Source organism: Pseudoxanthomonas sp. F37 (genome assembly GCF_022965755.1).
Taxonomy (GTDB): domain Bacteria; phylum Pseudomonadota; class Gammaproteobacteria; order Xanthomonadales; family Xanthomonadaceae; genus Pseudoxanthomonas_A.
This window is the reverse complement of the sequence record NZ_CP095187.1, coordinates 414,021-439,646: the sequence shown is the minus strand read 5'-3', so window position 1 is coordinate 439,646 and position 25,626 is coordinate 414,021. Positions and strand designations below refer to the sequence as shown.

The 25,626-nt window shown below is 69.3% G+C and carries 28 protein-coding genes and 2 tRNA genes; 17 read left to right on the top strand and 13 right to left on the bottom strand.

Annotated elements, in window-relative coordinates:
* Positions 1-45: 45 nt before the first annotated feature.
* Positions 46-930 carry a DMT family transporter gene (locus MUU77_RS01965; protein WP_245091012.1) on the bottom strand — a complete coding sequence of 295 codons (885 nt, stop codon included), beginning with the start codon at positions 928-930 and terminating at the stop codon, positions 46-48.
* A 123-nt stretch (positions 931-1,053) separates the two neighbouring features.
* Between MUU77_RS01965 and MUU77_RS01960 the strand changes: the two genes are divergently transcribed.
* From MUU77_RS01960 to MUU77_RS01950, 3 genes are read left to right on the top strand one after another with little or no spacing between them, the layout of a single operon-like run.
* A complete protein-coding gene (locus MUU77_RS01960; RefSeq protein WP_245091010.1) occupies positions 1,054-1,704 on the top strand; it encodes a DUF2306 domain-containing protein in 651 nt (216 codons plus the stop codon).
* A 30-nt stretch (positions 1,705-1,734) separates the two neighbouring features.
* On the top strand, positions 1,735-2,217 hold the full coding sequence (locus MUU77_RS01955) for a YajQ family cyclic di-GMP-binding protein (RefSeq protein WP_245091008.1): 483 nt from the start codon (positions 1,735-1,737) through the stop codon (positions 2,215-2,217).
* A complete protein-coding gene (locus tag MUU77_RS01950) occupies positions 2,210-2,773 on the top strand; it encodes a DUF1415 domain-containing protein (RefSeq protein ID WP_245091000.1) in 564 nt (187 codons plus the stop codon). The genes MUU77_RS01955 and MUU77_RS01950 overlap by 8 nt, the downstream gene beginning before the upstream one ends.
* A gap of 62 nt (positions 2,774-2,835) precedes the next feature.
* On the opposite strand, the gene MUU77_RS01945 is transcribed toward MUU77_RS01950, so the two are convergent.
* From MUU77_RS01945 to MUU77_RS01930, 4 genes are all read right to left on the bottom strand, one after another.
* Complete coding sequence (locus tag MUU77_RS01945; protein ID WP_245090998.1) at positions 2,836-3,312, bottom strand: transposase; 477 nt, start codon at positions 3,310-3,312, stop codon at positions 2,836-2,838.
* Positions 3,313-3,430: 118 nt separating this feature from the next.
* Positions 3,431-4,120 carry an HAD family phosphatase gene (locus MUU77_RS01940; protein WP_245090996.1) on the bottom strand — a complete coding sequence of 230 codons (690 nt, stop codon included), beginning with the start codon at positions 4,118-4,120 and terminating at the stop codon, positions 3,431-3,433.
* On the bottom strand, positions 4,117-4,824 hold the full coding sequence (locus MUU77_RS01935) for a pseudouridine synthase (protein WP_245090994.1): 708 nt from the start codon (positions 4,822-4,824) through the stop codon (positions 4,117-4,119). Before MUU77_RS01935 ends, MUU77_RS01940 begins: the two co-directional genes overlap by 4 nt.
* Before the next feature lie 4 nt (positions 4,825-4,828).
* Complete coding sequence (locus tag MUU77_RS01930; protein ID WP_245094150.1) at positions 4,829-5,842, bottom strand: class I SAM-dependent methyltransferase; 1,014 nt, start codon at positions 5,840-5,842, stop codon at positions 4,829-4,831.
* A gap of 218 nt (positions 5,843-6,060) precedes the next feature.
* Here MUU77_RS01930 and MUU77_RS18470 point away from each other — a divergent pair, with 218 nt between their 5' ends.
* The 5 genes from MUU77_RS18470 (at position 6,061) to MUU77_RS01910 (ending at position 9,607) form a co-directional block, all read left to right on the top strand.
* Entirely contained in the window at positions 6,061-6,183 is a 123-nt protein-coding gene (locus MUU77_RS18470; RefSeq protein ID WP_256452065.1) for a hypothetical protein, read from the top strand.
* Between the two features lie 431 nt (positions 6,184-6,614).
* A tRNA-OTHER gene (locus tag MUU77_RS01925) sits at positions 6,615-6,686 on the top strand.
* 2 nt (positions 6,687-6,688) lie between these two features.
* A tRNA-Asn gene (locus MUU77_RS01920) sits at positions 6,689-6,754 on the top strand.
* A gap of 372 nt (positions 6,755-7,126) precedes the next feature.
* Positions 7,127-8,245: a slipin family protein gene (locus tag MUU77_RS01915; protein ID WP_245090992.1), complete on the top strand. Its 1,119-nt coding sequence runs from the start codon at positions 7,127-7,129 to the stop codon at positions 8,243-8,245.
* 138 nt (positions 8,246-8,383) lie between these two features.
* Positions 8,384-9,607, top strand: coding sequence for an RtcB family protein (locus tag MUU77_RS01910; protein WP_245090990.1), 1,224 nt, complete (start codon positions 8,384-8,386; stop codon positions 9,605-9,607).
* A 137-nt stretch (positions 9,608-9,744) separates the two neighbouring features.
* On the opposite strand, the gene MUU77_RS01905 is transcribed toward MUU77_RS01910, so the two are convergent.
* Both MUU77_RS01905 and MUU77_RS01900 read right to left on the bottom strand, forming a co-directional pair.
* Positions 9,745-12,246, bottom strand: a complete 2,502-nt coding sequence (locus tag MUU77_RS01905; RefSeq protein WP_245090988.1) for an FtsX-like permease family protein — start codon at positions 12,244-12,246, stop codon at positions 9,745-9,747.
* On the bottom strand, positions 12,243-12,962 hold the full coding sequence (locus tag MUU77_RS01900; RefSeq protein ID WP_245094147.1) for an ABC transporter ATP-binding protein: 720 nt from the start codon (positions 12,960-12,962) through the stop codon (positions 12,243-12,245). The genes MUU77_RS01905 and MUU77_RS01900 overlap by 4 nt, the downstream gene beginning before the upstream one ends.
* A 46-nt stretch (positions 12,963-13,008) precedes the next feature.
* Between MUU77_RS01900 and MUU77_RS01895 the strand changes: the two genes are divergently transcribed.
* Together MUU77_RS01895 and MUU77_RS01890 are read left to right on the top strand one after the other, a co-directional pair.
* Positions 13,009-13,695, top strand: a complete 687-nt coding sequence (locus tag MUU77_RS01895) for an arylesterase (RefSeq protein ID WP_280640357.1) — start codon at positions 13,009-13,011, stop codon at positions 13,693-13,695.
* Between the two features lie 135 nt (positions 13,696-13,830).
* Positions 13,831-14,043 (top strand): hypothetical protein, encoded by a 213-nt coding sequence (locus tag MUU77_RS01890; protein ID WP_162108305.1) that lies wholly within the window; start codon positions 13,831-13,833, stop codon positions 14,041-14,043.
* Positions 14,044-14,241: 198 nt separating this feature from the next.
* On the opposite strand, the gene MUU77_RS01885 is transcribed toward MUU77_RS01890, so the two are convergent.
* From MUU77_RS01885 to MUU77_RS01870, 4 genes are all read right to left on the bottom strand, one after another.
* Entirely contained in the window at positions 14,242-14,925 is a 684-nt protein-coding gene (locus MUU77_RS01885; RefSeq protein ID WP_245090986.1) for a DsbA family oxidoreductase, read from the bottom strand.
* Positions 14,918-16,198 carry an amidohydrolase family protein gene (locus MUU77_RS01880; protein WP_245090984.1) on the bottom strand — a complete coding sequence of 427 codons (1,281 nt, stop codon included), beginning with the start codon at positions 16,196-16,198 and terminating at the stop codon, positions 14,918-14,920. The genes MUU77_RS01885 and MUU77_RS01880 overlap by 8 nt, the downstream gene beginning before the upstream one ends.
* Positions 16,199-16,379: 181 nt before the next feature.
* Positions 16,380-17,414, bottom strand: coding sequence for an aldo/keto reductase (locus MUU77_RS01875; RefSeq protein WP_245090982.1), 1,035 nt, complete (start codon positions 17,412-17,414; stop codon positions 16,380-16,382).
* Between the two features lie 100 nt (positions 17,415-17,514).
* Positions 17,515-18,249: an SDR family oxidoreductase gene (locus tag MUU77_RS01870; RefSeq protein ID WP_245090981.1), complete on the bottom strand. Its 735-nt coding sequence runs from the start codon at positions 18,247-18,249 to the stop codon at positions 17,515-17,517.
* A gap of 197 nt (positions 18,250-18,446) precedes the next feature.
* Between MUU77_RS01870 and MUU77_RS01865 the strand changes: the two genes are divergently transcribed.
* The 7 genes from MUU77_RS01865 to MUU77_RS01835 all read left to right on the top strand — a co-directional run bounded on the left by MUU77_RS01865 (position 18,447) and on the right by MUU77_RS01835 (position 23,266).
* A complete protein-coding gene (locus MUU77_RS01865) occupies positions 18,447-19,364 on the top strand; it encodes an AraC family transcriptional regulator (RefSeq protein WP_245090980.1) in 918 nt (305 codons plus the stop codon).
* Between the two features lie 99 nt (positions 19,365-19,463).
* Positions 19,464-20,036, top strand: a complete 573-nt coding sequence (locus tag MUU77_RS01860; RefSeq protein WP_245090978.1) for a DUF3016 domain-containing protein — start codon at positions 19,464-19,466, stop codon at positions 20,034-20,036.
* Positions 20,037-20,174: 138 nt separating this feature from the next.
* Positions 20,175-20,642 carry a peptide-methionine (R)-S-oxide reductase MsrB gene (gene msrB, locus MUU77_RS01855; RefSeq protein ID WP_245090976.1) on the top strand — a complete coding sequence of 156 codons (468 nt, stop codon included), beginning with the start codon at positions 20,175-20,177 and terminating at the stop codon, positions 20,640-20,642.
* Positions 20,643-20,719: 77 nt separating this feature from the next.
* A complete protein-coding gene (locus MUU77_RS01850) occupies positions 20,720-21,778 on the top strand; it encodes a CorA family divalent cation transporter (protein ID WP_245090974.1) in 1,059 nt (352 codons plus the stop codon).
* Positions 21,779-21,823: 45 nt separating this feature from the next.
* Positions 21,824-22,585, top strand: a complete 762-nt coding sequence (locus MUU77_RS01845) for a HipA family kinase (RefSeq protein WP_345779069.1) — start codon at positions 21,824-21,826, stop codon at positions 22,583-22,585.
* Entirely contained in the window at positions 22,572-22,979 is a 408-nt protein-coding gene (locus MUU77_RS01840; protein ID WP_245090971.1) for a DUF3037 domain-containing protein, read from the top strand. The genes MUU77_RS01845 and MUU77_RS01840 overlap by 14 nt, the downstream gene beginning before the upstream one ends.
* Complete coding sequence (locus MUU77_RS01835; protein ID WP_245090969.1) at positions 22,976-23,266, top strand: DUF4031 domain-containing protein; 291 nt, start codon at positions 22,976-22,978, stop codon at positions 23,264-23,266. The genes MUU77_RS01840 and MUU77_RS01835 overlap by 4 nt, the downstream gene beginning before the upstream one ends.
* Before the next feature lie 9 nt (positions 23,267-23,275).
* Here MUU77_RS01835 and MUU77_RS01830 read toward each other — a convergent pair whose 3' ends face one another.
* Together MUU77_RS01830 and MUU77_RS01825 are read right to left on the bottom strand one after the other, a co-directional pair.
* A complete protein-coding gene (locus MUU77_RS01830; protein ID WP_245090967.1) occupies positions 23,276-25,093 on the bottom strand; it encodes a M56 family metallopeptidase in 1,818 nt (605 codons plus the stop codon).
* Position 25,094: 1 nt separating this feature from the next.
* A complete protein-coding gene (locus MUU77_RS01825; RefSeq protein ID WP_245090965.1) occupies positions 25,095-25,490 on the bottom strand; it encodes a BlaI/MecI/CopY family transcriptional regulator in 396 nt (131 codons plus the stop codon).
* Positions 25,491-25,626 lie beyond the last annotated feature (136 nt).

The window sequence follows — 25,626 nt, the reverse complement described above, 5'->3', positions numbered from 1 at the left end:
ACCTCCAGTGTCATGGCTTTTGGCAGCCATCCCCCGGGCCTGAAGTCATGGATGCTCGGCCTCCACATGCACCTTCTCCCGCCGCAACAGATAGAGTCCGCTCGCCACGATGATGCCCGCGCCGATCCAGGTCACGCCATCGGGCAGCACCGACCACAGGGCCACGTCCAACAGCACGCCCCATACCAGCGCGGTGTACTCCAGCGGCGCGATCAGCGAGGCCTCGCCACGACGGAAGGCCTCGGTCAGCGCCACCTGCGCCAGCGAACCGGAGAGGCCGACGCCGGCGATGATCCAGCCGTGCACGGGCTGCAGCGGCTTCCAGGCAGGCAGCGCGAGCAGCCATGCGCCCAGCGACAGCAGCACGACGAACCAGAACACCATCGCCTGCGTGCTGTCGCGCTGGGCCAGCATGCGCACGGTGACCGCACCCAGCGCATAGCAGATCGCCGCGAGCAGGATCGCCAGCCCGCCGCCGGTCAGCATGCCTTCGCCGGTCGGGCGCAGGATCACCAGCACGCCCAGCAGGCCGATGGCGATAGCGGCCCATCGCCCCGCCCCTACCCGCTCCTTCAGCAGGGGGCCCGCCATCGCCGTCACCAGCAGCGGCGCCACGAAGGTGATGGCATAGGCCGTCGACAACGGCATGCTGCGCAAGCCGTACACGAACCCGGCCATCATCGCGATGCCCAGTACGCCGCGCAGCAGGTGCAACGGCCAATGCACGCGCAGCAGCGAGCGGGCCGGCACCGTGGCCAACACCCAGATCGCGACCAGCGGCAGCGACGAGAGCCCGCGCAATGCCGCGACCTGCAGCGGTGGGTACTGCGATGAAAGCAGCTTCAGTCCCGCGTCCATCAACGCGAACAGCAGTACGGCGGCCAGCATGAGCAGGACGGCGGACGTGAGCGAGGGACGGGGCGTGGCCATGCGCCATTATCGCCTGCGCCGGACACGTTCCCTCCCGCCTGCGCTACCCTGCGGCCACCCACCCGCGCAGGCAGGCCGATGACAGGGACCGCTCCACCCACCCGCGCGTCGCCCCGCTCCCGAATGGCCCTGCACCTGGCCTGGGCCGCGCTGTGGCTGCTGCTCGGCGTCGCCAGCCTCGAGTTCCTGCTGGCCGCCTACGGCAAGTACCGGCACCTGGATTCCGCCGCCTACGGCATGTTCATGACGCGACGAGGATGGTTGTGGATGCATCTGGCCGGCGGCCTCACCACCGTGCTGCTGGGGCCCGTGCAGTTTTTCACCCAATGGCGCCACCGCTATCCGCGCCCGCACCGCCTGGCGGGCCGCCTCTATCTGTCCGGCATGCTGGTGGCCGCCACCGGCGCCGTCGGACTGATCGCCAGCTCGCCTGCACCGTTCGCCATCCGCCTCGCGTTCTCCGCGACCGCCTTTGCCTGGTTGACCACGGCCCTGACCGGCCTGGTCGCGATCAGGCGCGGGGACGTGCAGCGGCATCGTCGCTGGATGGTCCGCAATTACGCCGTGACCCTGGCGCCGATCCTCTTCCGCCTGTCGTTGCCGCTCGCCATCGCGGGCGGGCTTGCGCCCTCGCCGGCCCTGATCGCCACCTTGCTGTGGTGCAGCTGGGTGGTGCCCCTGCTCGCATGCGAGACCGTCCGCAGGCTGGCCGGGCTGTGGCGCGCCACGCGTGTGCCGCCTCCCGGCGCGGTACCGCTTCCCGGCGCACGGTAGAATTCCGCGCCCGGTACCAGGAATCCCCCCATGCCCTCCTTCGACGTCGTTTCCGAAGTCAACATCCACGAACTGACCAACGCCGTGGACCAGGCCAACCGCGAACTGTCCACCCGCTTCGACTTCAAGGGCGTGGAAGCGAAATTCGTGCTGGAAGACAAGCTGATCACCCAGTCCGCGCCCAGCGATTTCCAGCTCAAGCAGATGACCGACATCCTGCGCGCGCGCCTGATCGCGCGCCAGATCGACGCCCGCTGCCTGGAGTTCGGCGAGGTGGAAACCAACCTGGCCGGCGCCCGCCAGAAAATCACCGTCAAGCAGGGCATCGAGCAGAAGCTGGCCAAGAAGATCGTCGCCACCATCAAGGACGCCAAGCTGAAAGTGGAAGCCCAGATCAATGGCGACAAACTGCGCGTCACCGGCAAGAAGCGCGACGACCTGCAGGACGTCATCGCCCTGCTGAAGAAGACGGAATTCGAGCTGCCGCTGCAGTTCGACAACTTCCGTGACTGAGTCTCCCGCCGCCGCCGACCGCGCGCCCGATCCCATCGACGCCACGCGCCGCTGGGTGGAGCGGGCGGTGATCGGGCTGAACCTGTGCCCGTTCGCCAAGGCGGTGTACGTGAAGCAGCAGGTGCGCTTGGTGTTGAGCGATGCCAGCACGCCTGAAGCCCTGCTGGAGGAACTGGCCGAGGAGCTGCTGCTGCTGCGCGACGCCGATCCCGAGCAGGTCGACACCACGCTGATCGTGCACCCGGACGTACTGACCGACTTCCTGGACTACAACGACTTCCTCGACAACGCGGACGCCGCGGTCGAGGCGCTGGACCTGCAGGGCGTCATCCAGGTGGCCAGCTTCCACCCCGGCTACCAGTTCGCCGGCACGATGCCCGACGACATCAGCAACTACACCAACCGCTCCCCCTACCCCACCCTGCACCTGCTGCGCGAAGCCAGCATCGACCGCGCAGTGGAGGCCTTCCCCGATGCCGACGTCATCGTCGAACGCAACGTGAAGACGCTGGACGCACTGGGGCATGCGGGTTGGGCGAAGCTGTTTGCGGATTGAGGACGACACGAACGAAAGACGACGTGGGAGTGACGTGAGTCGCGATGCTCCGACACGGGACCTCACGCCTTCGCGGTGACGCTGCTGTTCAACCAGACCGCGTCCCACCACGCGTATTCCCCGACACGAGAAGCGAGCCCGGCACGAAGCGGGTTCGCCACAACGTACCGAGCGGTCGCCAGCACCCCATTCGGATCACGCAATGCGCGATCATGAAAACCTTTCTCCCAGACCTGGCCCGTTTCCGGATGACGCAGCCTGACCATCCTGGCACTGTTGGATTTCAATCGCTGGACCAAGGTCGGCAGACTGTCCAGTGCGCCCAGCTCGATCATGCCGTGCCAGTGGTCGGGCATCAGCACCCAGCACATCAGCCTTGAGCGATACCAGAGCCGCGTCGATGTCATGGCCTGACAGGCAACCATGGCCCGCTCCGGACTCGCAAACAACGGCCGACGATCCATGGTCGCGAATGTCACCAGGTAGACCCGACCGGGCTCGGAGACGCGCCCTTTTCTCAGACCCGAGTATCCCGACATGCCGATGCTCCCGTTGAGACGTGAGCATGGCAAGCCTGGCGGAGACCGCCATGGGTGAATCACCCGATCGCATGTCGGAGTTCTGCTGAAGAGCTTCGCGACTTGCGTCGCTCCCACATCAGATGAGCGGCTCCGCTGCCAACCGCCGCTCCAACAGCCGACGCGCATCGTCCAGCGACGGCAGGATGGTGTGCCCCAGCGCACGCACGGCATCGTCCGGCTCCACCAGGTCGGGGATCTGGATCGGGTGCATGCCGGCGGCGAGCGCGGCGCGCACGCCCGTGGGCGAGTCCTCCAGCACCAGGCACCGCACCGGCTCGATGCCCAGCGTGCGGGCCGCCAGCAGATAGACATCGGGCGCGGGCTTGGGATGTTCGACATCGCTGCTGGTGCAGATGGCGTCGAACCGGTCCAGCAGGCCGGCCGCTTCCAGCTTGCGCAACGCCAGCGGGCGACGCGTCGAGGTGGCGACGGCGCGCGGAATCCTGCGGGCCTGGAGGAAATCCAGCATCTCCACGATGCCCGGTCGGTGCGGCACGCCTGCCGCGACGACCGCGTCGTACAGCGCCTGCGAACGCTGCAGCACCTGTGCGCGCTCGAGCTCGCCCACCGCCTCGTCCAGCAGGTGGCGGCAGACGGCTTCGCTGTGGCCCACCATCGACAGCCACAGCATCTCGGGCAGGTCGTGTCCGCGTTCGCGTGCGGCCTCGGCCAGGCACGCGATGATGGCGCGTTCGCTGTCCAGCATCAGTCCGTCCATGTCGAAGACCACCGCCATGGGCGTGAACGGCAATGCCGCCCGGCTCATGCCCCGGCTCCGAACAGCTGGCGCAGATCATCCTGATCGAGCAGGCGCCACTGCCCCGGCGCAAGGTCGTCCAGCGTCAGCCCGCCGATGCGGCTGCGATGCAACGCCTGCACATGGTTGCCGACCGCGGCGAACATGCGCCGCACCTGGTGGTAGCGGCCCTCGGTGAGGGTCAGCTGCGCATGGCGCGGATCGATGACGCGCAGCCGTGCCGGCGCCAGTGGCGTCTGCTCCGACTCCAGCATCAGCGTGCCGCTGGCGAAGATGGCAGCTTCGTCGCCGCGCAGGTCCTGCGCCAGCGTGGCGTCGTAGACCTTGGGCAGGTGGGCCTTGGGCGAGATGATCCGGTGCAGCAACCCGCCATCGTCGGTCAACAGCAGCAGGCCACTGGTCTCGCGGTCCAGGCGCCCCACCGTGGACAGCACGGGCGAGCGTTCGCGGAAGCGGGGAGGAAACAGGTCGTAGACGATGCGCCCGGTGTCCTTGGTCGAGCAGGTGTAGCCCACCGGTTTGTGCAGCAGGATCGCGACGCCTGGCGCGGGATCGAGCGGCTCGCCGTCCACGCGGATGTTGTCGTGGTCTACCGGGTCGTCGGCATACAGCACCTGGCCGGCGGCGTCGGTGATCCGTCCCTCGCGGAACATCCACTGCACGTCCTTGCGGCTGCCATAGCCTAGGTTGGCGATGTGCTTGACGATCTTCATGCCATCACCGCCCCGCCTTGACCGCGGCGATGACCTTGAAGCCATCGCGTTCGCCGGCCACGCGCACGTCGCCGAAGCTCTCGTTCAAGCTCTGTTCGTACGGCAGGTGGCGGTTGGCCACCAGCCACAACCGGCCGCCCGGCTTCAGCGCGGCGGCCGCGGCGGTGATGAAGCGCTGGCCGATGTCGGGCCGATCGGCACGGCTCTGGGTGTGGAACGGCGGATTGCTGACGATGAAGTCGTAGCGCTTCGGCAGCCCCGCGGTGACATCGTGCCAGTGGAAATCGAGCGCCGCGGACGACCCGGCGCCGGCCAGGTTCGCCTTCGCCAGCGAGAGTGCCCGCGCCTCGGCCTCGTAGAGATCGAGCGCGGCGATGCCGGGATTGCGCGCCAGCAGCGACAGCGACAGGAATCCCCACCCCGCGCCCAGGTCGGCGCCGTGTCCGGCGATATCGGTCGGCAGGCATTCGACCAGCAGCGCGGACGCCGGATCGATGCGGTTCCAGGCGAACACGCCCGGACGGCTGAGGTAGCGGCCGTTCTCGATCCGGCGCGGCGCATCCAGCGCCAACCATTGCGCGAGCCGCGCGTCGTCGACGCTGTCCGCGCGCTTGCGCGTCCAGAACGTGCGGCAATGGAACTTGGTCAGCGTGCCGGCCAGGCCCGCGAGCTGCTTCAGATCGGCCTCGCCCGACTTGGCGCCCTCGTTGTTGGTCATCGCGGCCACCACGATGCCGTCGGGCGCTGCCAGTTGCACCGCGCGCGCAAGCAGTGCGCGCGTTTCTTCGCGCTGGCGCGGCGGCAGAACCAGGACCAGCGGGTAACGCGTGCCCTCGAGCGCCGCATCGGCCACGACGCGCAGCCCCGCCCGCTCCAGCAGTTCCGCATCGGGACGAAAACTCTGTTCGCAGACCAGCTGCGACAACGGGAACTGGCGCAACGCGGCGCCATCGCGCGCGCGCAGGAACAGCACCGGCCCGGCGGGCCAGGCCAGCAGGCCCTGCGCGAAGGGCAGCATCAACGCGTCGAGCGCGGGATCGGAGAATCGGGAGGCCACGGACGATACGCACGGGGGAGAGGGCGCCATTCTAGCGACACGCCCTTCGCCCTATTCGTTGGCGCCGCTCATCGGCCGCGACAGAAAAAGTGAAAAAAGTGTTGCGCATCGCAAACAAGCGGCGTATCGTGCGCGCCCGTCGGCCCCGTGGCCGTTTTTTCAGCAATCGAATTCTTCCCATGAAGCCCGCCTATTCCTTCGACAGCAAGCCCGCCCTGCAGCCATCGCGCTGCGGCCTGGCGCTGCGTGCGAACGGCTGCGACCTGCGCGGTATCGAACGCGCACGGCACCTGGACTTCTGACATCCGGCTGACTCCCTGGGAGATCGGCCACCCCGATCTCCCGAGGAACGCGAACGCCCTCGGGTCGCAACACCCGGGGGCGTTCTGTTTTCAGCGTTCGCGGAGGATGCGCATGCATCGAGGTTCGTTTCTTTCCACCACGGAAGTTCCTTTCCGCCCTGGGGCATCCGGGTAGCGCGCATGCGCGCCCCGAGGCAGGGGCGCGGCTGCGACCGGCGCATGTGCGCTGCGTCGTGATGCCCCGACGCGGGCTGCAGGTGGGAAGAACAGCAACATGGGCGCAGGTCGCCCGAACGGATTGCCGGTGGGCGACCGCCGGCAATGGGGAGCATCGATCGAACACGCTACTGCGGTACGGGCTTGCGTCCCGTCCGGTGCGCGCGGCGCTGCCGTGGCGCATGCCGAAGCGTGCGAGGCGGTGTTCCTCGAGCGGACGATAGCTCAGCTTGGGAGAGCAGCGGCGCATGCCGTTGGCCACCGGTTCAAATCCGGTTCGTCCACCACTGGATAGCTCAGATGGTTAGAGCATCGGACGGTTAATCCGACTGTCGCGGGTTCGACTCCCGCTCCAACGCCTGCAAGGGCACATGACCTTTCACGTCATGACACCGGGACGCAAGTCCCACCCCGGAAACGCCCCGTGTGGCGCAACGTCTCTCCGCGATGGACTGCGGAAAGACAGTGCGCCGCAGCGGGGACGGTGCCGGCTCCGCGTCCTCGACGCGGATGCACGCCGCGATCGCTGCGATCTCCGGATCACCGCCCGCGACGACGCCTCCGCCGGCAGCGCCGGTTGTCCGCATCGCCTCCGTCCAGGGGCGTTTCCAACTTCTTCCGCTGTCCGCATGTCGCGGACGGCACATCATCGTCGCGGGAATCGGTCCTCCGCGACGGTGTTTGCCAACTGGATCGAACCACCAGAGCCAACAAGGAGAACAACGCCATGTTCTGGACCAAGAGGGTCGTGATCGGTGACGGCGAGCGCGGCCTGGTGTATCGCAACCGTCGGTTCGAGCAACTGCTCGCGCCCGGCGTGTACCGCTGGTTCGACCCGATGGGTCGGACCGAGGTGCGCACCTTCAACATCGCATCGCCGGAGTACGCCGGCCACGACGTCGACGCGCTGATCGCGCGCCTGGGCGACGGCCTGGGCGAGGTCTTCCTGCTCGCCGACATCGGCGTGGACCAGGTCGGCCTGGTGCTGAAGAACGGCAAGCTGGAAGACGTGCTGCCGCCCGGCACGCGGCGCCTGTACTGGATCGGCCTGGTGAAGGTCGAGGTGCAACCGGTGTCGCTGGCCACGGCGGACGTGGACGTCGCCGTCGCGCGGCGCCTGCGCCAGCTGGGGGCATTGTCGAAGCTGGCCGTGGTGGCCGATGTGCCGGCGGAGTTCGCCGGCCTGGTGTTCATCGACGGCAAGCTCGAGCGCACGCTCGCGCCCGGCAGCTACGCCTTCTGGAACTTCCAGAAGAACGTCGTGGTGGATGTGGTGGACCTGCGCGTGCAGTCCGTCGAAGTCTCGGGCCAGGAACTGCTGACCCGCGACAAGGTCAGCCTGCGCGTGAACCTGGCCGCCAGCACCCGCGTCACCGACGTGGTGGCCGCGCGCACCAAGGTCGCGAAGGTCGGCGACTTCGTCTACCGCGAACTGCAGTACGGCCTGCGCAAGGCGGTCTCCGCCAAAACGCTGGACGAGCTGCTGGGCGACAAGGCCTCGCTGGACGCCGACATCTTCGCCTACGTGCGCGGCCAGGTCACCGGTCTCGGCGTGGAGGTGCTGGGGGTGGGCGTGAAGGACGTGATCCTGCCCGGCGAGATGAAGGAGATCCTCAACGGGGTGGTGCAGGCGGAGAAGACGGCGCAGGCCAACGTGATCCGCCGCCGCGAGGAGGCGAACGCCACGCGTTCCCTGCTCAACACCGCGAAGCTGATCGACGAGTCGCCGGTGCTGATGCGCCTGAAGGAGCTCGAAGCCCTGGAAAAGGTCACCGAGAAGATCGACAAGCTCACCGTGTTCGGCGGCCTGGACGGCGTGCTGAAGCAGCTGGTGACATTGAAGTAGTACGGCCCGCGCGGTGGACGGACCCGCCGCGACAGGCCTTCTGCAGGAGCGCCCCACGGGCGCGATGCTTTTCATGGAAGAAGCAAGGGCAAGAGCATCGCGCCCATGGGGCGCTCCTACAATCGACAAGGACACCGCATGAACATGCAAACCCGATTCGAACTGCTGCACGCCGAGGGCAGCGCCACGCCGATCAAGGGCTGGGTGCGCGGCGTGCCCCTGGACCAGGGCGCCCACGCGCAGCTGCAGAACATCGCGGCTATCCCCTTCGTCGGCCCGTGGGTGGCGGTGATGCCCGACGTGCACCTGGGCAAGGGCGCCACCGTGGGCTCGGTCATCCCGACCCGCGGCGCCATCATCCCGGCTGCCGTCGGCGTGGATATCGGCTGCGGCATGGCCGCGGTACGCACCACGCTGCACGCGAACGATCTGCCGGACAACCTGGCGCAGTTGCGCTCGAGCATCGAGCGCAGCGTGCCGGTCGGCAACGGCCGCGGTGGCGAGCACTGGAAGCTGCCGGACAGCATCGCCACGCGCATCGCGCAGTCGGGGCTGGAGCCGCGTCTGGAAGCGATCAAGCACAAGCACCGCAAGATCCGCACCGACAAGCTGGACCGTCAGATCGGCACGCTGGGCGGCGGCAACCACTTCATCGAGATCTGCCTGGACGAGGCCGATGCGGTGTGGGTGATGCTGCACAGCGGTTCGCGCGGCACCGGCAACCTGATCGGCACGTACTTCATCGAGCGCGCGCGCGAGCAGTTGGCGCACCGCGTGCTCGGCTTCCACCTGCCGGACAAGGACCTGGCCTTCTTCATGGAAGGCGAGCCCTTGTTCGACGACTACGTGGAAGCGGTGTCGTGGGCGCAGGATTACGCCCGCGAGAACCGTGAGGCGATGATGTCGCGCGTGCTGGCCGAGATGCGCCACCGCCTGCCGAAGTTCCAGCTGGAGAAGATGGCGGTCAACTGCCACCACAACTACGTGCAGAAGGAAACGCACGCGGGCGTGGACCTGCTGGTCACCCGCAAGGGTGCGGTGAGCGCACGTGCCGGCGAGCTGGGGATCATCCCCGGCAGCATGGGTGCGAAGAGCTTCATCGTGCGCGGGAAGGGCAACGCGGACAGCTTCCACAGCTGCAGCCACGGGGCCGGCCGCGTGCTGAGCCGTACCGCCGCGCGCCAGCAGATCACGCTGTCGCAGCACCGCCAGGCCACGGCGCACGTCGAGTGCCGAAAGGACGCCGGGGTGCTCGACGAGTCGCCGGCAGCCTACAAGGACATCGACGCCGTGATGGCCGCGCAAAGCGACCTGGTGGACGTGGTCCACACGCTGCGCCAGGTGCTGTGCATCAAGGGGTGAGCTCCGGCTCGCCCCTTTTTGCGGCTCACCTGTTCCTTTGTGTATGTAGGAGCGCCCTCGGGCGCGATGCTTTTTCTTGATCCTGCCGCGAAAGCAAGAGCATCGCGCCCGAGGGCGCTCCTACAACAGCGAAGGCATCAGCCCTGCAGCTCGCGCAGCGTCACCGAGGGCGGCGCATCCAGCACCTTGCGGGTAGCGAACAGGCCCGCACCCAGCGCCGCCAGCATGCCCAGCCCGCCACCGATGGCGGCCAGCTGCCAGTTCGCCTTCCACGGCAGGTCGAACACCTGGGTCGCCACCACGCCCGACAGTACCGAGGCCGCGATGGCCGCCACCAGGCCCGCCAGCAGGCCGATGGCGGCGAACTCCGAGGCCTGCGCAAGCCGCAACTGGCGGCGGCTGCCGCCCAGTACGCGCATCACGCCGCCTTCGAGCAGGCGCTCGTCCTGGCTGGCGCTCACCGCCGCCATCAGCACCAGCAGGCCCGCTGCCAGCGAGAACCAGAACACCACCTGCACCACCTGCGACACCTGCTCGGCCGTGCCGCGCACCTGCTTGAGCACCGCGTCGACGTCGATCACCGACAGGTTGGGGAACCGGTCGACCAGTTCGCGGGTGAACGCGGCGTCGCCGGCCGGCACGCCGACGGCGGTGATGTAGCTGGCGGAGTACCCGTCCAGCGCACCCGGCGAGGCGACGACGAAGAAGTTGGGGCGGAAGCTTTCCCAGTCCACGCTGCGCAGGCTGGTGATGCGGCCCTCGAAGCGCTGGCCGGCGATGTCGAAGGCCACGCGGTCGCCGAGTTTCCAGCCCAGGTCCTCGGCGAAGTCCTCCTCCACCGACAGTTCCGGCGACGACGGCGTGCGGCCGGTCCAGAACGCGCCGGCGGTCACCTTGTTGTCCTCGCGCAGCGTCGCGGCCATCGACAGGTTGAACTCGCGCTCGGCGCGACGCTGCGCGCGCTCGTCGGCGCCCGCGTAGTCGGCACCCCGGATGGGCTTGCCGTTGAGCTCGACCAGCCGGCCGCGGATCATCGGGTACAGCTCGACCGCCGACAGCCCGCGCGCCTGCATGAAGGACTTCACCGGGTCCACCTGGTCCGGCTGCACGTTGACGATGAAGCGGTTGGGCGCATTGGCCGACAACGCCAGCTGCCAGCGATCCAGCAGGTCGGTGCGCACGAAGGTCAGCAACAACAGGGCCATCAAGCCCAGGCCGAGCGCCGATACCTGGGCGATCGACGTTCCCGCGCGACGGCTGACGTTGGCCAGCCCGTAGCGCAGGCTGCCGCGCAGGCGCGACCGCACGCGGCGCACCAGCAGGATCAGCAGCCACGCCAACAGGGCAAGCACCGCGAGCGTGCCGACGATGCCGACCAGCATGGCCGTGCCGAGCGTGGGCGAACCCGCCTTCCACCACAGCAGCGCGCCCAGGCCGACGAAGCCGGTCAGCGCCACCAGCCATGCGCTGGGTTCGGTGCGGTCCAGGTCGCGGCGCAGCACGCGCAGGGCGGGCACCCGCCGCAGCGCCAGCACCGGCGGCGCACCGAAGGCGAGCAGCACGATCATGCCCACGCCATAGCCCTGCAGGGCGGGCAATACGCCCGCAGGCGGGATGTCGATCTGCAGCGATTGCTGCAGCCAGCGGCCGATACCCCACTGCAGGCCGAAGGCGATCAGCACGCCCACCGTGCAGGCGGCCAGGCCCAACAGCACCAGTTCGCCCACGTGGATGCCGACCAGCGTGCGCTGCTGTGCGCCCAGGCAGCGCATCACCGCCGTGCCGGAGAGATGGCGTTCGCTGTGGCGCCGCGCGGCCATCGCCACGGCGACGGCGGCCAGTACGACCGACACCAGTGCCGCCAGTCCGAGGAAGCGGCTGGCGCGATCCAGCGCGGAGCGCACTTCCGGTCGCGCGTCCTGGATGGTCTCCATGCGTTGGCCGCGGGCGAGCTGCGGCTTGACCGCCGCGGTGAAGCTCTCCACCGCGGCGGCGTCGCCGGCGATCACCAGCCGGTAGCGAAGGCGACTGCCTTCCTGCACCAGCCCGGTGGATGGCAGGTCGGCGAGATTGAGGAAGACTTTCGGCGCGACGTTGAAGTAGTCCAGCGCCGCATCCGGTTCCTGCGTGACCAGTGCGGCCAGCTTCAGTTCACGCGTGCCGATCCCGACGGTGTCGCCGGGCTTGGCGCCCAGCGTTTCCGCGCCCGCCTGGCTGATCCACAGCGTGCCCGGCGCAGGGATACCTCCCGCGTCGCGCTCGGCGCCCCCGGCGCGGTCGACGATACGGAAGCTGCCGCGCAGCGGAAACCCTTCGCCCAGTGCACGCAGGTCGCCCAGCGACAGCGACTCGCCCGCGCGGACCATGCTCTGCAGTTCCTGCGTTTCGGTCATGCGCAGGCCCGGTGCGGCCGCCAGCGCACGCAGCGCCTCGGTCGGCGGCGCATCGCCGCGCACCACCACGTCGCCGCCCAGCAGGCGGTTGGCCTCGATCGCCAGCGCGCGCTCGGCGCGGTCGGTGACGAAACCCACCGACGTCACCGCCACCACCGCCAGCACCAGCGCGGCGAACAGGATGCGGATGTCGCCTGCGGCCAGGTCGCGCCGCAGCTGGCGCCAGGCCAGCGCCAGCGTCCTCATGCGGCCGCACCTTGCAGGCGGCCCGCATCAAGCCGGAGCAGGCGCTGGCAGCGCGCCGCCAGGTGGTCGTCGTGCGTGACCAGCACCAGGGTCGTGCCGGCATCGGCGTTCAGCGCGAACAGCAACTCGATGATGGCCTGGCCGGTATGCGTATCGAGATTGCCGGTGGGTTCGTCGGCGAACAGCAGCGACGGACGGGTGACGAACGCGCGTGCCAGCGCCACGCGCTGCTGTTCGCCACCGGAGAGCTGGCGCGGGTAATGGCCCAGGCGTTGGCCCAGCCCGACCTTCTCCAGGATCTGCCGCGCCGGACCTTCCGCATCGGCATCGCCGCGCAGTTCCAGCGGCAGCATGACGTTCTCCAGCGCCGTCAGCGAAGGGAGCAGCTGGAAGCTCTGGAATACGAACCCGACCTTCTCGCCGCGCACGCGTGCACGGCCGTCCTCGTCCATGCCGGAAATACGCTCGCCATCGAGCGTCACCGAACCGGTGCTCGGCACGTCCAGGCCGGCGAGCAACGACAGCAGCGTGCTCTTGCCCGAGCCCGATGCCCCGACGATGGCGACCGTATCGCCATGGCCGATGCGGAAGCCGATGTCGTCGAGTATCGTCAGCTCGCCGCCGGGCAGCGTCACGTGCTTGCCCAGCCCCTGCACGTCGAGGACGGCGCGGACGGGGGTGCGGGCTTCAGTGTGGAGTCTGCTGGCGTCAGCCATGATCGTCTCGTCGGTCATTTCGTGGATCATCGGGAGTACGGATTAAATGTTTCTTAATTCAGGCAGGTATGGGGCCGCTCGCCCCGGCATCCAATGGGCGGCGGGCCTGCTCCTGCTTCTGCTCGTCGCATTATCCGCACGGCCCGTCGCGGCGCAGACCGCGCAGGCCGCACCTGCGAAGGGCGCACGCACCCTGCTGGTGATGGGCGACTCGCTGTCGGCCGCCTATGGACTGTCGCCGGCACAGGGCTGGGTGGCCCTGACCGCCGACCGGGTGGGCAAGACCCGGCCGGGATGGCGGGTGGTCAACGCCAGCATCAGCGGCGAAACCACGGCGGGCGGCGCGGCCCGCATCGCGGCGGAAATGCAGCGCCACAAACCCGCCGTCGTGGTGATCGCACTCGGCGCCAACGATGGCCTGCGCGGCCTGCCGCTGGCGCAGACGCGCGCCAATCTGGAGAAGATGATCAAGGCCGCGCAGGCAGGCAAGGCGAAGGTGCTGCTGGTGGGCATGCGCATGCCGCCCAACTACGGCCCCGACTACACGCGCGGCTTCGAGCAGAACTACAGCGTGCTGGCGAAGCAGTACGGCACCGCCCTGCTGCCGTTCCTGCTGGAACCCATCGCGCTGGACCGCAACGCCTACCAGGCCGACAACCTGCACCCGGTCGCAAGCGCTCAACCCAAGCTGCGCGACCACGTCTGGAAGGCCCTGGAGCCGCTGCTGCGCTGACGCCGGGCTTCTTACCTACAGCCGCGTAGGATTTTTCCTACGCGGATCCGGGAGTTCCGCCGAATGTGATATTTGGCACATTCGCGCACAGTCTGCATGCCGGTTCCCTGCCCGGCATGTTGCCTGGAGTCCGTCATGCCCCGCCTGCTGTTCACCATTGCCGCCAACGACAAGGGCTGGCAACTCTACGAGGGCCAGTACGGCCGCAACTGGTTCGACAACCTGGGCGATGCGCGTGAAAGCGCCAAGCTGCTCGCGGCCACCCTGCACCAGCACCATGGCATCCCGACCGCGGTGGTGGTCGAGATGCCCAGCAACGAATCCGTGCTGCTGGCCCGCCACGGCTGAGCCTGGCATCGGCGAACCCACGCTCCGATGTAGGAGCGAGGTCCATCGCGACCGGCGTACGGCGACCTCCACGACGGGATGAGCCGCGGACATCGGCCCGGGACCGGTCGTGCCGCGTCACTTCGCACCGGCACTGCGACATCCACTTCACCGGATCGTGCGGTCACGACCGAGGTCGCTCCCACGAAGGACGGCCACTCAGACTGCCGAGCCGGACATCCCCGACAGCTGCCGCAACGCCCGCTCGAACACCTCGGGCGGCTGGCCGCCCTGCACCAGGTGGCGATCGTTGAAGATCACCGACGGCACTGCGCGGATGCCGCGTTGCTGGTAGAAGTGTTCGCGCTCGCGGACCTGCGCGGCGCAGGTGTCCGTCTCGAGGAGGCGCCGCGCCTGGGCGGCATCCAGGCCAGCGGAAGCGGCGATGTCGACCAGCGTATCGGGGTCGGATACGTTGCGGCCTTCGCCGTGGTACGCCTGCAGCAGCGCGCGCTTGAGCGCGAGCTGCGCTGCAGCACCGAGTTCGCCCGCCCAGTGCAGCAGGCGATGCGCATCGAAGGTGTTGTAGATGCGGTCACGCTTCTGCAGGTCGAAGTGGAACCCGAGGGCCTCGCCCCGCTGGCGCAGCGCTTGGCCGTTCTGCGCCAGCTGCTCGGCGCTCAGCCCGTACTTCTTCGCGAGATGTCCGGCGATCGACTCGCCTTCCGGGCCCATGCCGGGATTGAGCTCGAACGGCTGGAAGCGCACCTCCACGTGCAGGTCGCCGCCCACATTCGCGATGGCCTGCTCCAGCGCCGCCAGGCCGATCGCGCACCAGGGACAGGCGACGTCGGAGACGAAATCGATCCTCACCGGCCGGGGCATGCGCGCAACCTCACTCATCGGTGGCGTTCTTGTACACACGCCCCTGCTTCATCACGAAGCCGACGTTCTCCAGCACCGCCACGTCCTGCAGCGGATCGCCGTCCACGGCGATCAGGTCGGCGAAGTATCCGGGCTTGAGCACGCCCACCTCCTTGTCGATGCCGAACAGCCGCGCATTGACCACCGTGGCCGAGCGGATGGCCTGCAGCGGGGTCATGCCGAACTGCACCATGCGCGAGAACTGGCGCGCGTTCAGGCCATGCGGGTACACGCCGCCATCGGTGCCGAAACCCATGATGGCGCCGGCCTGGTGCGCCTTGCGGAAATTCTCGCGCTGGGTAGCGCCCACGCGACGCTCCTTTTCCAGCGATTCGGGCAGGAACCCGGCCTTCTCGCCCTCGCCGAGGATGTACTCGGTGTTGTAGATGTCCATCACCAGCACGGTGCCGTTCTTCTTCGCCAGCGCGATGCCCTCGTCGTCGATGAAGCTGGCATGCTCGATGGAATCCACGCCGGCCAGCAGCGCGTTGCGGATGCCGGTGGCGCCGTGCGCATGCGAGGCGACCTTGCGCCCCAGCGCATGCGCTTCGTCCACCAGCGCCTTCAGTTCCTCCAGCGAATACTGCGGCGCGCCGACCTCGGTGCCCTTGGACAGCACGCCGCCGGTGGAACAGGTCTTGATGAAGTCGGCGCCGAACTTCACGTCCTGCCGCACTTTCTGCCGAACGGCCCAGGGGCCGTCGGCCACGCCGTCGCCCACCGCCTTGTACTCGGCCGGCAGCAGGTTGTTGTCGCTGCAGTGCCCGCCGGTGATGCCGATGGCCACGCCTCCGGCGAGGATGCGCGGGCCCTCGACCTCGCCATGGGCGATGGCATCGCGCAGCGCCACGTCGGCGTAACCGGGCGAGCCCGGTACCCGGACGGTGGTGAAGCCGGCCAGCAGGGTGGTGCGTGCGTTCTTGGCGCCCTTGATGGCGGCCGCCGGCAGCGAGATGGCCAGGCGCCGGTAGCCCTGCAGGTCGGCGTCGCCGTGCAGGTGCACGTGCGCATCCATCAGGCCGGGCAGCACGGTTCTGGCGGACAGGTCGTGCACCGTCGCGCCGGCCGGCACCGGCGTGCTCGCGGCCGGACCGATGGCGGTGATGCGCGCATCCTCGATGACGATGGCCTGGTCTGCCAGCATCCGCCCGGATTCGACATCGAGCAGGCGGCCGGCCTTGACGTAGGTGGTGGCGGCGAAGGCGGGTGCGCAGGCAACAGACAGGACGGCGGCAAGGGCACGCAGGCGCATCGGAACTCCGTATCGGGCAAAGAGGCGTGACTCTAGCAAGTCCTTCCGCCGGGGAGGGTCTGCCTTGACCGCTGCTTTTGTAGGAGCGCCACTTGGGCGCGATGCATTTCTCGCGATTGCACCAAGAGCATCGCGCCCAAGGGGCGCTCCTACGCGATCACCGGATCAAGGGATGTCGCGGTCAGACCGGCGTGGGATTGCGGTAGGCAAAGCCTGCCTGATGCCAGTACGGGTAAGGCTTGGGCCGCTGGCTGGCGGCATCCAGTTTGGCCACCTGCTCCGGGGTGAGGTTCCAGCCGACCGCGCCGAGGTTCTGCTTCAGCTGTTCCTCGTTGCGTGCCCCGATCACCACGGTGCTCACGGTCGGCCGCTGCAGCAGCCAGTTCAGCGCGACCTGCGGGATCGACTTGCCGGTCTCCTGTGCGACCTCATCCAGGGCGTCGACCACGTCGTACAGGTAGTCCATGTCCACCTGCGGACCGGCATCGTGGGCGGCCTGGGACTGCAGGCGGCTGGTTTCCGGTAGCGGCTGGCCGCGGCGGATCTTGCCGGTCAGGCGGCCCCAGCCCAGCGGGCTCCACACCACGGCGCCCACGCCCTGGTCGGCGGCCAGCGGCATCAGCTCCCATTCGTAGTCGCGGCCGACCAGCGAGTAGTACGCCTGATGCGCCACGTAGCGCGTCCAGCCGTGGCGATCGGCGGCAGCCAGCGACTTCATCAGGTGCCAGCCTGAGAAGTTGGAGACGCCCAGGTACCGGATCTTGCCGGCCTTGACCAGCGTGTCGAGAGTGGACAGCACTTCCTCCACGGGCGGGCGCGCATCGAAGCCATGCAGCTGGAACAGGTCGATGTAGTCGGTGCCCAGGCGCCTGAGCGCGCCATCCACCGCATTGATCAGGTGGTGGCGCGATGACCCCACCTGGTTCTCGCCGTCGCCGAACCGGAAGGTGGCCTTGGTGGAGATCAGCAGGCCATCGCGCGGCCGGCCCTTGATGGCCTGGCCGAGTATTTCCTCCGCTGCGCCTTTCGAATAGACGTCGGCGCTGTCGAACAGGGTGAGGCCGGCATCGAGGCAGATGTCCACCAGGCGGCGGGCTTCGGCCACATCGGTGCTGCCCCAGGCGCTGAACAGGGCGCCCTGCCCGCCGAAGGTACCGGTGCCGAAGGACAGGACGGGCACGCGGAAGCCGGACGCACCGAGGTAACGGTATTCCATGGGAAAGGTTCCAGAAGCGGGGGAGTGCGCCATTGCACTCCCCCGATCCGCCCGCGGCAACCCCTGGGCGTGGAAAACTTCGTTGCCCGCCGGCGAAGGCTCAGTTCGCGCTGGCCGCCGGTCGCACGATGACCTCGCTGACATCCACGTCGTCGGGCTGCTCGACCGCGTAGGCGATCGCGCGCGCGACGGCCTCGGCGGGAATCGCGACCTGGCGGAAATCCTCCAGCCAGGCCTTGATGCCGGCATCGCTGGTGGTCTCGGCCAGTTCGCTGGTGGTGACGCCGGGCGAGACCACGGTGACGCGCAGGTTGTCGTGCTCCTGGCGCAGGCCTTCGGAAATGGCCAGGACTGCATGCTTGGTGGCGCAGTACACCGACGCGCTGGGCCACACGCGGTGCCCGGCCGTGGAGGCGACGTTGATTACCTGCCCTCGACCCTGCGCCTGCATGACCGGCAGCGCGGCGGCGATGCCATGCAGGACGCCGCGGATGTTGACGTCGATCATGGCATTCCACTCGTCGATCTTCAGCGCGGCCAGCGGCGACAGCGGCATGATGCCGGCATTGTTGACGATCGCATCGAGCCGGCCGTGTTCGGCCTGGGCGAACGCCACGAACGCCTGCACGTCTTCCAGGCGGGTGACATCCAGCGCACGGCAGCGCGCGCTGCCGCCGGCAGCGGTGATCTCGGCGACCAGCCGCTCCAGGCGGGCGGTACGGCGGGCGCCGAGGACAACATGGGCGCCGCGGCGGGCGAGTTCGCGCGCGGCGGCTTCGCCGATGCCGCTGCTGGCACCGGTGATGGCGATGACTTTTCCTTGGATTCCGGACATGGGACACCTCGTTGGGGGAGTAGGCGCGGGCTGCGCCGGGATGCTGCGCAGTCTGGGCGCCCCCGCCGCCCGGCCGATATCCGGTTCCTCCACCATCCTTGCCTGATCCTGCGCGCAGCCTCCGCGGGCGGTTCCATCCATCGGCACCCTGCGTAGACTCGCTCCCACTCCCCACGTCCTTCCCGCAGGCCCCGCCCATGCCCGATGACACCGCTCGCCTCGATGACCGCGTCCGCGAACTGGCCTCTCTGGTTGAACGATCCACCGGCACCGACGGTTTCCATACCACGGCCATCCCCAACCTGCACTTCTCGCGGCTCAGCGCGCCGATGGCGCTACCGATGCGCGGCATGCAGGAGGCGGCACTGTGCCTGATCGTGCAGGGCGCCAAGCGCGCGATCCTGGCCGACGAGGTCTACGAGTACGACGCCAGCCGCTTCGTCGTCGCTTCGGTCGACCTGCCGGTGACAGGCCAGGTGACCGAGGCGTCGGCCGAGGCGCCCTACCTGTGCCTGATCCTGAAGCTCTCGGCCGCCACCATCGCCGAGATGGTCACCGAAGCCGAATCGGCGAAGGCGCCGCTGCCGCCGCCCTCGCGCGGCCTGTTCCTGCAGCCCAGCAGCGTGGAGATGCTCGATGCCGCCGCGCGCCTGGTGCGCCTGCTCGACACGCCGCGCGACATCCCGCTGCTGGCCCCGCTGGTGGAGCGCGAGATCCTGTACCGCGTGCTGTGCAGCCCGCAGGGCGCGATGCTGCGCCACATCGGTATCGCCGACAGCCAGGGCCAGCGCGTGGCCAAGGCCATCCATTGGCTGCGCCAGCACTACACGCAGCCACTGCGGATCGACCATATCGCCCGCGAAGTGCACATGAGCCCTTCGGCCCTGCACCATCATTTCAAGGCGGTCACCGCGATGAGCCCGCTGCAGTACCAGAAGCAGCTGCGGTTGCAGGAGGCCAGGCGCCTGATGCTCAGCGAGGTGATGGATGCCGCCAGCGCAGGGCATCGCGTGGGCTACGAGAGCCCCTCCCAGTTCAGCCGCGAGTACAGCCGCATGTTCGGCGCGCCGCCGCTGCGCGACGTGGAGCGCATGCGCAACCCGCGGACAGCATGACCCCCGCCCTGAACCGTCCGTAAGCCGGGCCGGAGTCGACGTAGCCGCCGGTTTGCGCCCGGGCGCACAATCGCCCTGGTTACCCGCCGAGGAACGCCCATGAAAGCCCCCGCCCTGCTGCTCACCGCCTTCATCGCGCTGGCCGCCGCACTGCCCGGCCAGGCGCGGCCGAAGAACGTCACCGACCCCGACATTCCGCGCAGCCTGCCCACCGACGGGGGCGCGGTCAGCGTCCAGTGGACCGACCCCGCGCAGTTCAGCGAAATCAAGTTCAGCGGCAACCGTTGGGAATCCGAACAGGGCACGTGGGTGGTCGACCTGGCGCGCTACCTGCGGGACGAAGCCGGCCAGCGCCTGGCGCGCGGCCAGACGATGGACGTCACCATCACCGACATCGACCGCGCGGGCCGGTACGAGCCCGTCGTGCGCCCGGCGATGCAGGACATCCGCATCGTCAAGGACATCTACCCGCCGCGGATGACGCTGCGCTTCGTCGTGAAGGGCCCCGACGGGCAGGTGCTGGCCGAAGGCGAGCGCAAGCTGGTCGACCATGGCTTCCTGACGGGCACCAACGTCAACAGCAACGACAACCTGCGCTACGAGAAGCGCCTGATCGACGACTGGCTGCGCCGCGAGTTCAAGGACAACGCGACGCTGACGGCCACGCCCTGATCCCACCCCCACGCCGGCGCCACATCGCGTGGCGCCGGCGACGGCAGCAGGCGCAGAGGGGGCGGCGATGCCGCCGCGGGTTGTGATGGGCACCGGCCGGCACCATATCGGCGGCACCCCTTCCCGCGGAGCACCTCCATGACGGCCTTCGACCTCACCCCGCCCACCGATGCGCAGCGCACGGCGCTGATCGCCGGCCTGAGCGAAGACGAGCGCCGGGTGCTGCTGCAGCATGGTACCGAGGCCCCGTTCTGCGGCGTATTCCTGGACAACAAGCAGGACGGCGTCTACACCTGCCGCCTGTGCGGCCTGCCGCTGTTCCGCTCCAGCGCCAAGTTCGACTCCGGCACCGGCTGGCCGAGCTTCTTCCAGCCGGTGGACGAAGCGCACGTCGGCCGCATCCGCGACACGAGCTACGGCATGGTCCGTACCGAGATCGTCTGCGCGCGCTGCCACAGCCACCTGGGCCACGTGTTCCCCGATGGCCCGCCGCCGACCGGCGAGCGGCATTGCCTGAACTCGGTCTCGCTGGCCTTCACGCCCAACGGCGCGCCGTTGCCCGATCCGCTTCAGCGCGGGGGCGCGGAGTCGCTTCCGGCGGGATGACGGCCGCCGCCTGTCACGGAACCGGCACATGGCGACGGTAGCCTGATCGTCACCCCACCGTCGCCCGGCTGTCATGCATGGCCGTCCCATCCGATCACAAGGCGTCCTTGCCGGCTTCTCCCGGATGGCCGGGTGCGCTCTGGCTATACCGGTTCGACGGCGATGGACGCGCCCATCCGCTCGATCCGGCAACGTGCGATGCGCATGCGTTGCGTCATCCCGCCGGCGATGACTGGCACTGGCTGCACCTGGACCTGAGCGATGTCCGCAGTGCGCAGTTCGTCGCACGGCTGGCGCTGCCCGAGCAGGCGCAGGCGACGCTGCTGTCGCCGGACACGCACGTCAACCTGCAACTCGAAGACACGGTGGCGCACGGCGTGTTCGTCGACTGGACGCACCAGCGCGGTGTCGATCTGGCGGCCGAGGGCCAGCTGCGCGGCGACGATGGCATCGGCTGGCTGCATTTCGCGATGGCGGGCGGCCTGCTGGTCACCGCGCGACGGCAGGCGCTGCGTTCGCTGGAGGCGGTGCGCCGTGCGGTCGTCGCCGGCACGCCCGCCGACTCGCCCGTGCGCCTGCTCGAGATGGTGGCCGCACGCTTCGCCGACACGGTCGAGCGCAGCAGCGACGGGCTGTCCGTACGGCTGGACCGCATCGAAGACCGCGTGCTGGCGGACAGCATCGGCGAAGAGCGCCGCGACCTGGCACAACTGCGCCACCAGACAGTGCGCCTGCACCGGCCGCTCACCGCCATGCGGCGTGTGCTGAAACCGTTCGAGCAGCGTCATGCGGGCGATGCCGACGACGCGCTGCTCGCCGCCATCGCACGCCTCAACCAGCGGTTCGACGACCTGGACGGCGATGTCGGCACGCTGCAGGAACGCGCGCGCCTGCTGCAGGACGAGGTGGCCGCCAAGCTGGCCGAGCGCACCAACCGCCACCTGTACGTGCTGTCGATGATCACCGCCCTGCTGCTGCCGCCCAGCCTGGTCGCCGGCGTGTTCGGCATGAACCTGCCCGGCCTGCCGTTCGCGCACAGCGCCCATGGGCTGGCATTCGCACTGCTGCTGGGCGCGGCCTCGAGCATGGGGGTCTACCTGCTGTTGCGGCGCATGGGCGTGGCGCGTTCCACCTGAGCCGGTGCGCGGGCGCGCTATCCTAGCGGCCTGATGACGCTTCCCCTGCGCACCGCCACCCGCTACGTCACCCCGCTGCGCGAAGGCGGCTCCATGCCCGCCGTCGTGGAGGCCGACGACGACGGCCTCTACGTGCTGAAGTTCCGTGGCGCCGGCCAGGGCCCGAAGGCGCTGGTGGCCGAGGTGATCGCCGGCGGCCTGGCCCGCACGCTGGGCCTGCCGATGCCGGACCTGGCGCTGATGGACCTGGATGCCGAGCTGGCGCGCACCGAAGGCGACCCGGAGATCCAGGACCTGATCAAGGCCAGCGCCGGACTCAACCTGGCGATGGACTACCTGCCGGGCGCGGTGAACTTCGATCCGGTGGCCGAACAGCCCGGCGCGGACCTGGCGTCGCGCATCGTCTGGTTCGACGCCTTCATCAGCAACGTCGACCGCACCGCGCGCAACACCAACCTGCTGATGTGGCACCGCAGGCTTTACCTGATCGACCATGGCGCGGCGCTGTACTTCCACCATGGCTGGGACGGCGATGCCTCCGGCGCGGGCAAGCCGTTCGCGCTGATCCGCGACCACGTACTGCTGCGCTGGGCCTCGCAGCTGGCGGAAATCGACGCCGGCATGGCGGCCATGCTGAGCGAAGCCGCCATTGCCGGCATCGTCGCCGAGGTGCCCGATGCGTGGTTGCAGGGACCCGACGGTTTCGGCGATCCGGCGACGCAGCGGGCCGCGTACGTCGAGTACCTGGTCCGCCGCGTGGCGCAGCGCGATGCGTTCGTGCAGGAGGCGATCCGTGCGCGCGCATGACACCTACGACTATGCGGTGATCCGCGTCGTCCCGCGCGTGGAGCGCGAGGAGTTCGTCAACGTCGGCATCATCCTGTCGTGCGAGCGCGCGAAGTTCCTGGAGGCGCGCATCGAACTGGACGAAGCCCGGCTGCTCGCACTGGACCCCACGCTGGACATGGAATCGCTGCGCCGCCACCTAGATACCATCCCGGCGATCTGCCGCGGCGGCGAAGCGGCCGCGCCGATCGGCCTGCTGCCGCCGCGTGCGCGCTTCCACTGGCTCACGGCCAGGCGCAGCTCCATCATCCAGACCTCGCCGGTGCACATGGGCCGCTGCGGCGACCTGGGGGCCACGCTGGAACACCTGATGGACCGCATGGTGCGTCCGCCGAAGGCCAGCGAGCCGCGATGAGCGTCTACGTGGACGATGCGGTCACCTTGTGGCGGGGTCGGCGCTGGGCCCACATGATGGCCGACACGCTGGACGAACTGCATGCGATGGCGGTGCGCCTGGGCATGCCAAGGCGCGCCTTCCAGGACAAGCGCAGCGGTGCGCATTACGACCTGACCGAGGAACTGCGCGAGCAGGCGTTGCGGCTGGGCGCCATTCCCGTTTCCCGCCATCGCGACCGCGAGCAGGTCCGCGCGATCATCCGCATCGCCCGCTCGCAGTGGAGCGGGCGGCCTGCGGACGACTGAACGCCCCGCTCAGAGGCGCTGCGCCTTGCCGCTGCGGATGGCGTCATCGACCAGGCGGTCGACGTCGCGCTGGGCCTGTGCGGCCGCGGCCTGCTGCCGGCGGGCGAGCGCCTCCTGCTGCCGCGCCAACGGTTCCTGCTGGCGGGCCAAGGCCTCCTGCTGCCGGGCCAGGGCCTCCTGTTCGCGCGCCAGCGCATCCATCCTGCGGTCGAGTTCCTGCTCGCGGCTTCCGCTTCCGTTCGCCGCGGCGGCGGACCGCTCCGTGGCGAGGGTGGCCATCTTCATGCCGAGTTCGCCCTGCTTCGTGCCCAACGCGCCCTGGCGCTCGCCCAGTGCGCCCTGCTGTTCGCCCAACCTGCCCTGCTGGGCGCCGAGGGCTTCCATCGGTGCGTGCGCGGCCTTCAGTCGCTCCAGCGTGGGCAGATCGCGCACGATGTACTGCTTGCCATCCTCGCGCAGCCACAACACTGGCGCCTTGCCCTGTTGCAGGGTCCGGGCGATGCGGATGTCGTCGCTGTGCCCGGCCATCGTCACTTCGTCGTCGTAGATCAGCACATAGGCATCGCCATTGCGGTCGCCACCGATGCTCCACGTGCCGCGCATGGCGGGCGGGGCGGGCGGCGCCGGGGCGGGCGGTGGCGACACGCTGGGCGGTGCGGGCGGCGCCGGGGGTGCCGGCATGTCGCGCGCGTCTGCGACCACCGTGGCTCGCGGCGCCGCCACCGGCGCCGGTGCGGGCCGGGAATCGGCCGGCGCCGGAGCCACGGGTGCGGCGACGGGCGTCGGCGCCAGGGACACCGCGGCAGCCGCCGCCGCAACCGGCGTGCTGCTGGCGGTCACGCGGTACGGCACCACGCCCAGCAGCACGATGCCGAGGGTCAGGGCCAGCGCGCTGCTGCGCAGCGGGGAAACGGTGTGCTGCAACATGAGCAGTCTCCTCTTCAGGATGCGGAACGTGGGAGAGGCGCCGGCCAGTGCCGGCGCAGGTGCGGTGGCGACGCCCAGCTTCACCAGCAGGCGTCCGTAGTCATGGGGGGCGTGCTGTTCGTCCTGCAGCACGGCGGCATCGCAGGCGACTTCGCGGGCGAAGGCGTATTCGCGCACGGCCAGGTGCGCGACCGGATGGAAAAAGAACAGGTGCTGCGCCAGCGCCGGCATCCACGCCCACCAGAGGTCGTGGCGCTGCAGGTGCGCCAGTTCGTGGTGCAGGGCCATGCTCAGGTCGTCGTCGCCCATCGTGGCCAGGCTGGAAGCCGGCAGCATCAGCACCGGACGCCAGGGCCGGGCCAGCATCGGCGAGTCGATGTCGTCGCTGACCCGCAGTGCAGGCGCAGCGGCGACGCCCAGCCGATGCGCCAGCGCGCGGTAAAGCGCCAGCACGCGGCGGTCGCGGCAGGGGCGTGCGCGCCGGAGCTGGCCACGCAGGCGCCAGGCGTGGCGCAGCGTGTTGGCCAGCATCACCGCGACGCCGGCCCACCAGGCAACCAGCAGCAGAACGCCGGTGTCGATCCGCGATGCCTGCATCGCAGGCACCGGCGCGGCCGCCATCGGGGGCGCCGCATATGTCGCCGTCCCGGCGGCCGCGGCCATCACCACCGGCGCGGCGAGGGACTCGGCCGGCAGCAGGGGCAGCGCGACCGGCGCATGCCAGAACAGGCCCACCACCATCTGCGTGGCGACCAGCCACCACAACCAGGCCCGGGTGCGCGCATCCAGTCGCGGCAGGTAACGGCACAGCGCCCACACCAGGGCGGCGAGCAACAACGACTGCAGCCCGACGGCGAGCAGCCGGGACAGCAGGCCATCGGCCAGTGCGATGAGATCCATGTCAGCCCTCCTTCCGCTTGGACTGCAGGTTGGCGACCAGCGCTTCCAGTTCGGCCAGTTCGTCGTCGCTCACCTCGGAGCGCTGCGACATCCACGCCACGAACGGCGACAGCGAGCCCTGCAGGGTCTTCTCCACGAAGCTGCCGACCGCACTGCGCATGACGTCGTCGGAGGGGGCCACCGCCGCGTAGCGGTACACCCCGGCGACCTGGCGACGCCGCAGGTAGGCCTTGGCGCGCAGCCGCTCCATCATGGTCAGCACGGTGGAGCGGGCCAGCCCGCGCGGTTCGCCGAACGCCGCGGCGACTTCGCCGACGCTGGCCTCGCCGTGTTCGGACAGGTGCTGCAGCAGCGCCAGTTCTTGGTCGCCGATGGACTTGCGGGCCTTGCCGGACATGCGGATCGCCTCATGACTACAGGTGTCGTCACCATGCCTTTGACGACACCTGTAGTCAACCCTGCCGGAGGTCATTGCCCGGGCGGGTGCCGACGAACGGTCGCCCCTCAAGAAACCGGTCGTCGCGCCGATCCTG

What these genes read in the sequence shown, in the direction of transcription:
- MUU77_RS01965 (WP_245091012.1), bottom strand. Translation starts at nt 930, where the DNA reads ATGGCCACGCCCCGTCCCTCGCTCACGTCCGCCGTCCTGCTCATGCTG.
- MUU77_RS01960 (WP_245091010.1), top strand. Translation starts at nt 1,054, where the DNA reads ATGGCCCTGCACCTGGCCTGGGCCGCGCTGTGGCTGCTGCTCGGCGTC.
- MUU77_RS01955 (WP_245091008.1), top strand. Translation starts at nt 1,735, where the DNA reads ATGCCCTCCTTCGACGTCGTTTCCGAAGTCAACATCCACGAACTGACC.
- MUU77_RS01945 (WP_245090998.1), bottom strand. Translation starts at nt 3,312, where the DNA reads ATGTCGGGATACTCGGGTCTGAGAAAAGGGCGCGTCTCCGAGCCCGGT.
- MUU77_RS01940 (WP_245090996.1), bottom strand. Translation starts at nt 4,120, where the DNA reads ATGAGCCGGGCGGCATTGCCGTTCACGCCCATGGCGGTGGTCTTCGAC.
- MUU77_RS01935 (WP_245090994.1), bottom strand. Translation starts at nt 4,824, where the DNA reads ATGAAGATCGTCAAGCACATCGCCAACCTAGGCTATGGCAGCCGCAAG.
- MUU77_RS01930 (WP_245094150.1), bottom strand. Translation starts at nt 5,842, where the DNA reads ATGCTGCCCTTCGCGCAGGGCCTGCTGGCCTGGCCCGCCGGGCCGGTG.
- MUU77_RS18470 (WP_256452065.1), top strand. Translation starts at nt 6,061, where the DNA reads ATGAAGCCCGCCTATTCCTTCGACAGCAAGCCCGCCCTGCAGCCATCG.
- MUU77_RS01915 (WP_245090992.1), top strand. Translation starts at nt 7,127, where the DNA reads ATGTTCTGGACCAAGAGGGTCGTGATCGGTGACGGCGAGCGCGGCCTG.
- MUU77_RS01910 (WP_245090990.1), top strand. Translation starts at nt 8,384, where the DNA reads ATGAACATGCAAACCCGATTCGAACTGCTGCACGCCGAGGGCAGCGCC.
- MUU77_RS01905 (WP_245090988.1), bottom strand. Translation starts at nt 12,246, where the DNA reads ATGAGGACGCTGGCGCTGGCCTGGCGCCAGCTGCGGCGCGACCTGGCC.
- MUU77_RS01900 (WP_245094147.1), bottom strand. Translation starts at nt 12,962, where the DNA reads ATGGCTGACGCCAGCAGACTCCACACTGAAGCCCGCACCCCCGTCCGC.
- MUU77_RS01895 (WP_280640357.1), top strand. Translation starts at nt 13,009, where the DNA reads ATGTTTCTTAATTCAGGCAGGTATGGGGCCGCTCGCCCCGGCATCCAA.
- MUU77_RS01890 (WP_162108305.1), top strand. Translation starts at nt 13,831, where the DNA reads ATGCCCCGCCTGCTGTTCACCATTGCCGCCAACGACAAGGGCTGGCAA.
- MUU77_RS01885 (WP_245090986.1), bottom strand. Translation starts at nt 14,925, where the DNA reads ATGAGTGAGGTTGCGCGCATGCCCCGGCCGGTGAGGATCGATTTCGTC.
- MUU77_RS01880 (WP_245090984.1), bottom strand. Translation starts at nt 16,198, where the DNA reads ATGCGCCTGCGTGCCCTTGCCGCCGTCCTGTCTGTTGCCTGCGCACCC.
- MUU77_RS01875 (WP_245090982.1), bottom strand. Translation starts at nt 17,414, where the DNA reads ATGGAATACCGTTACCTCGGTGCGTCCGGCTTCCGCGTGCCCGTCCTG.
- MUU77_RS01870 (WP_245090981.1), bottom strand. Translation starts at nt 18,249, where the DNA reads ATGTCCGGAATCCAAGGAAAAGTCATCGCCATCACCGGTGCCAGCAGC.
- MUU77_RS01865 (WP_245090980.1), top strand. Translation starts at nt 18,447, where the DNA reads ATGCCCGATGACACCGCTCGCCTCGATGACCGCGTCCGCGAACTGGCC.
- MUU77_RS01860 (WP_245090978.1), top strand. Translation starts at nt 19,464, where the DNA reads ATGAAAGCCCCCGCCCTGCTGCTCACCGCCTTCATCGCGCTGGCCGCC.
- msrB (WP_245090976.1), top strand. Translation starts at nt 20,175, where the DNA reads ATGACGGCCTTCGACCTCACCCCGCCCACCGATGCGCAGCGCACGGCG.
- MUU77_RS01850 (WP_245090974.1), top strand. Translation starts at nt 20,720, where the DNA reads ATGGCCGTCCCATCCGATCACAAGGCGTCCTTGCCGGCTTCTCCCGGA.
- MUU77_RS01835 (WP_245090969.1), top strand. Translation starts at nt 22,976, where the DNA reads ATGAGCGTCTACGTGGACGATGCGGTCACCTTGTGGCGGGGTCGGCGC.
- MUU77_RS01830 (WP_245090967.1), bottom strand. Translation starts at nt 25,093, where the DNA reads ATGGATCTCATCGCACTGGCCGATGGCCTGCTGTCCCGGCTGCTCGCC.
- MUU77_RS01825 (WP_245090965.1), bottom strand. Translation starts at nt 25,490, where the DNA reads ATGTCCGGCAAGGCCCGCAAGTCCATCGGCGACCAAGAACTGGCGCTG.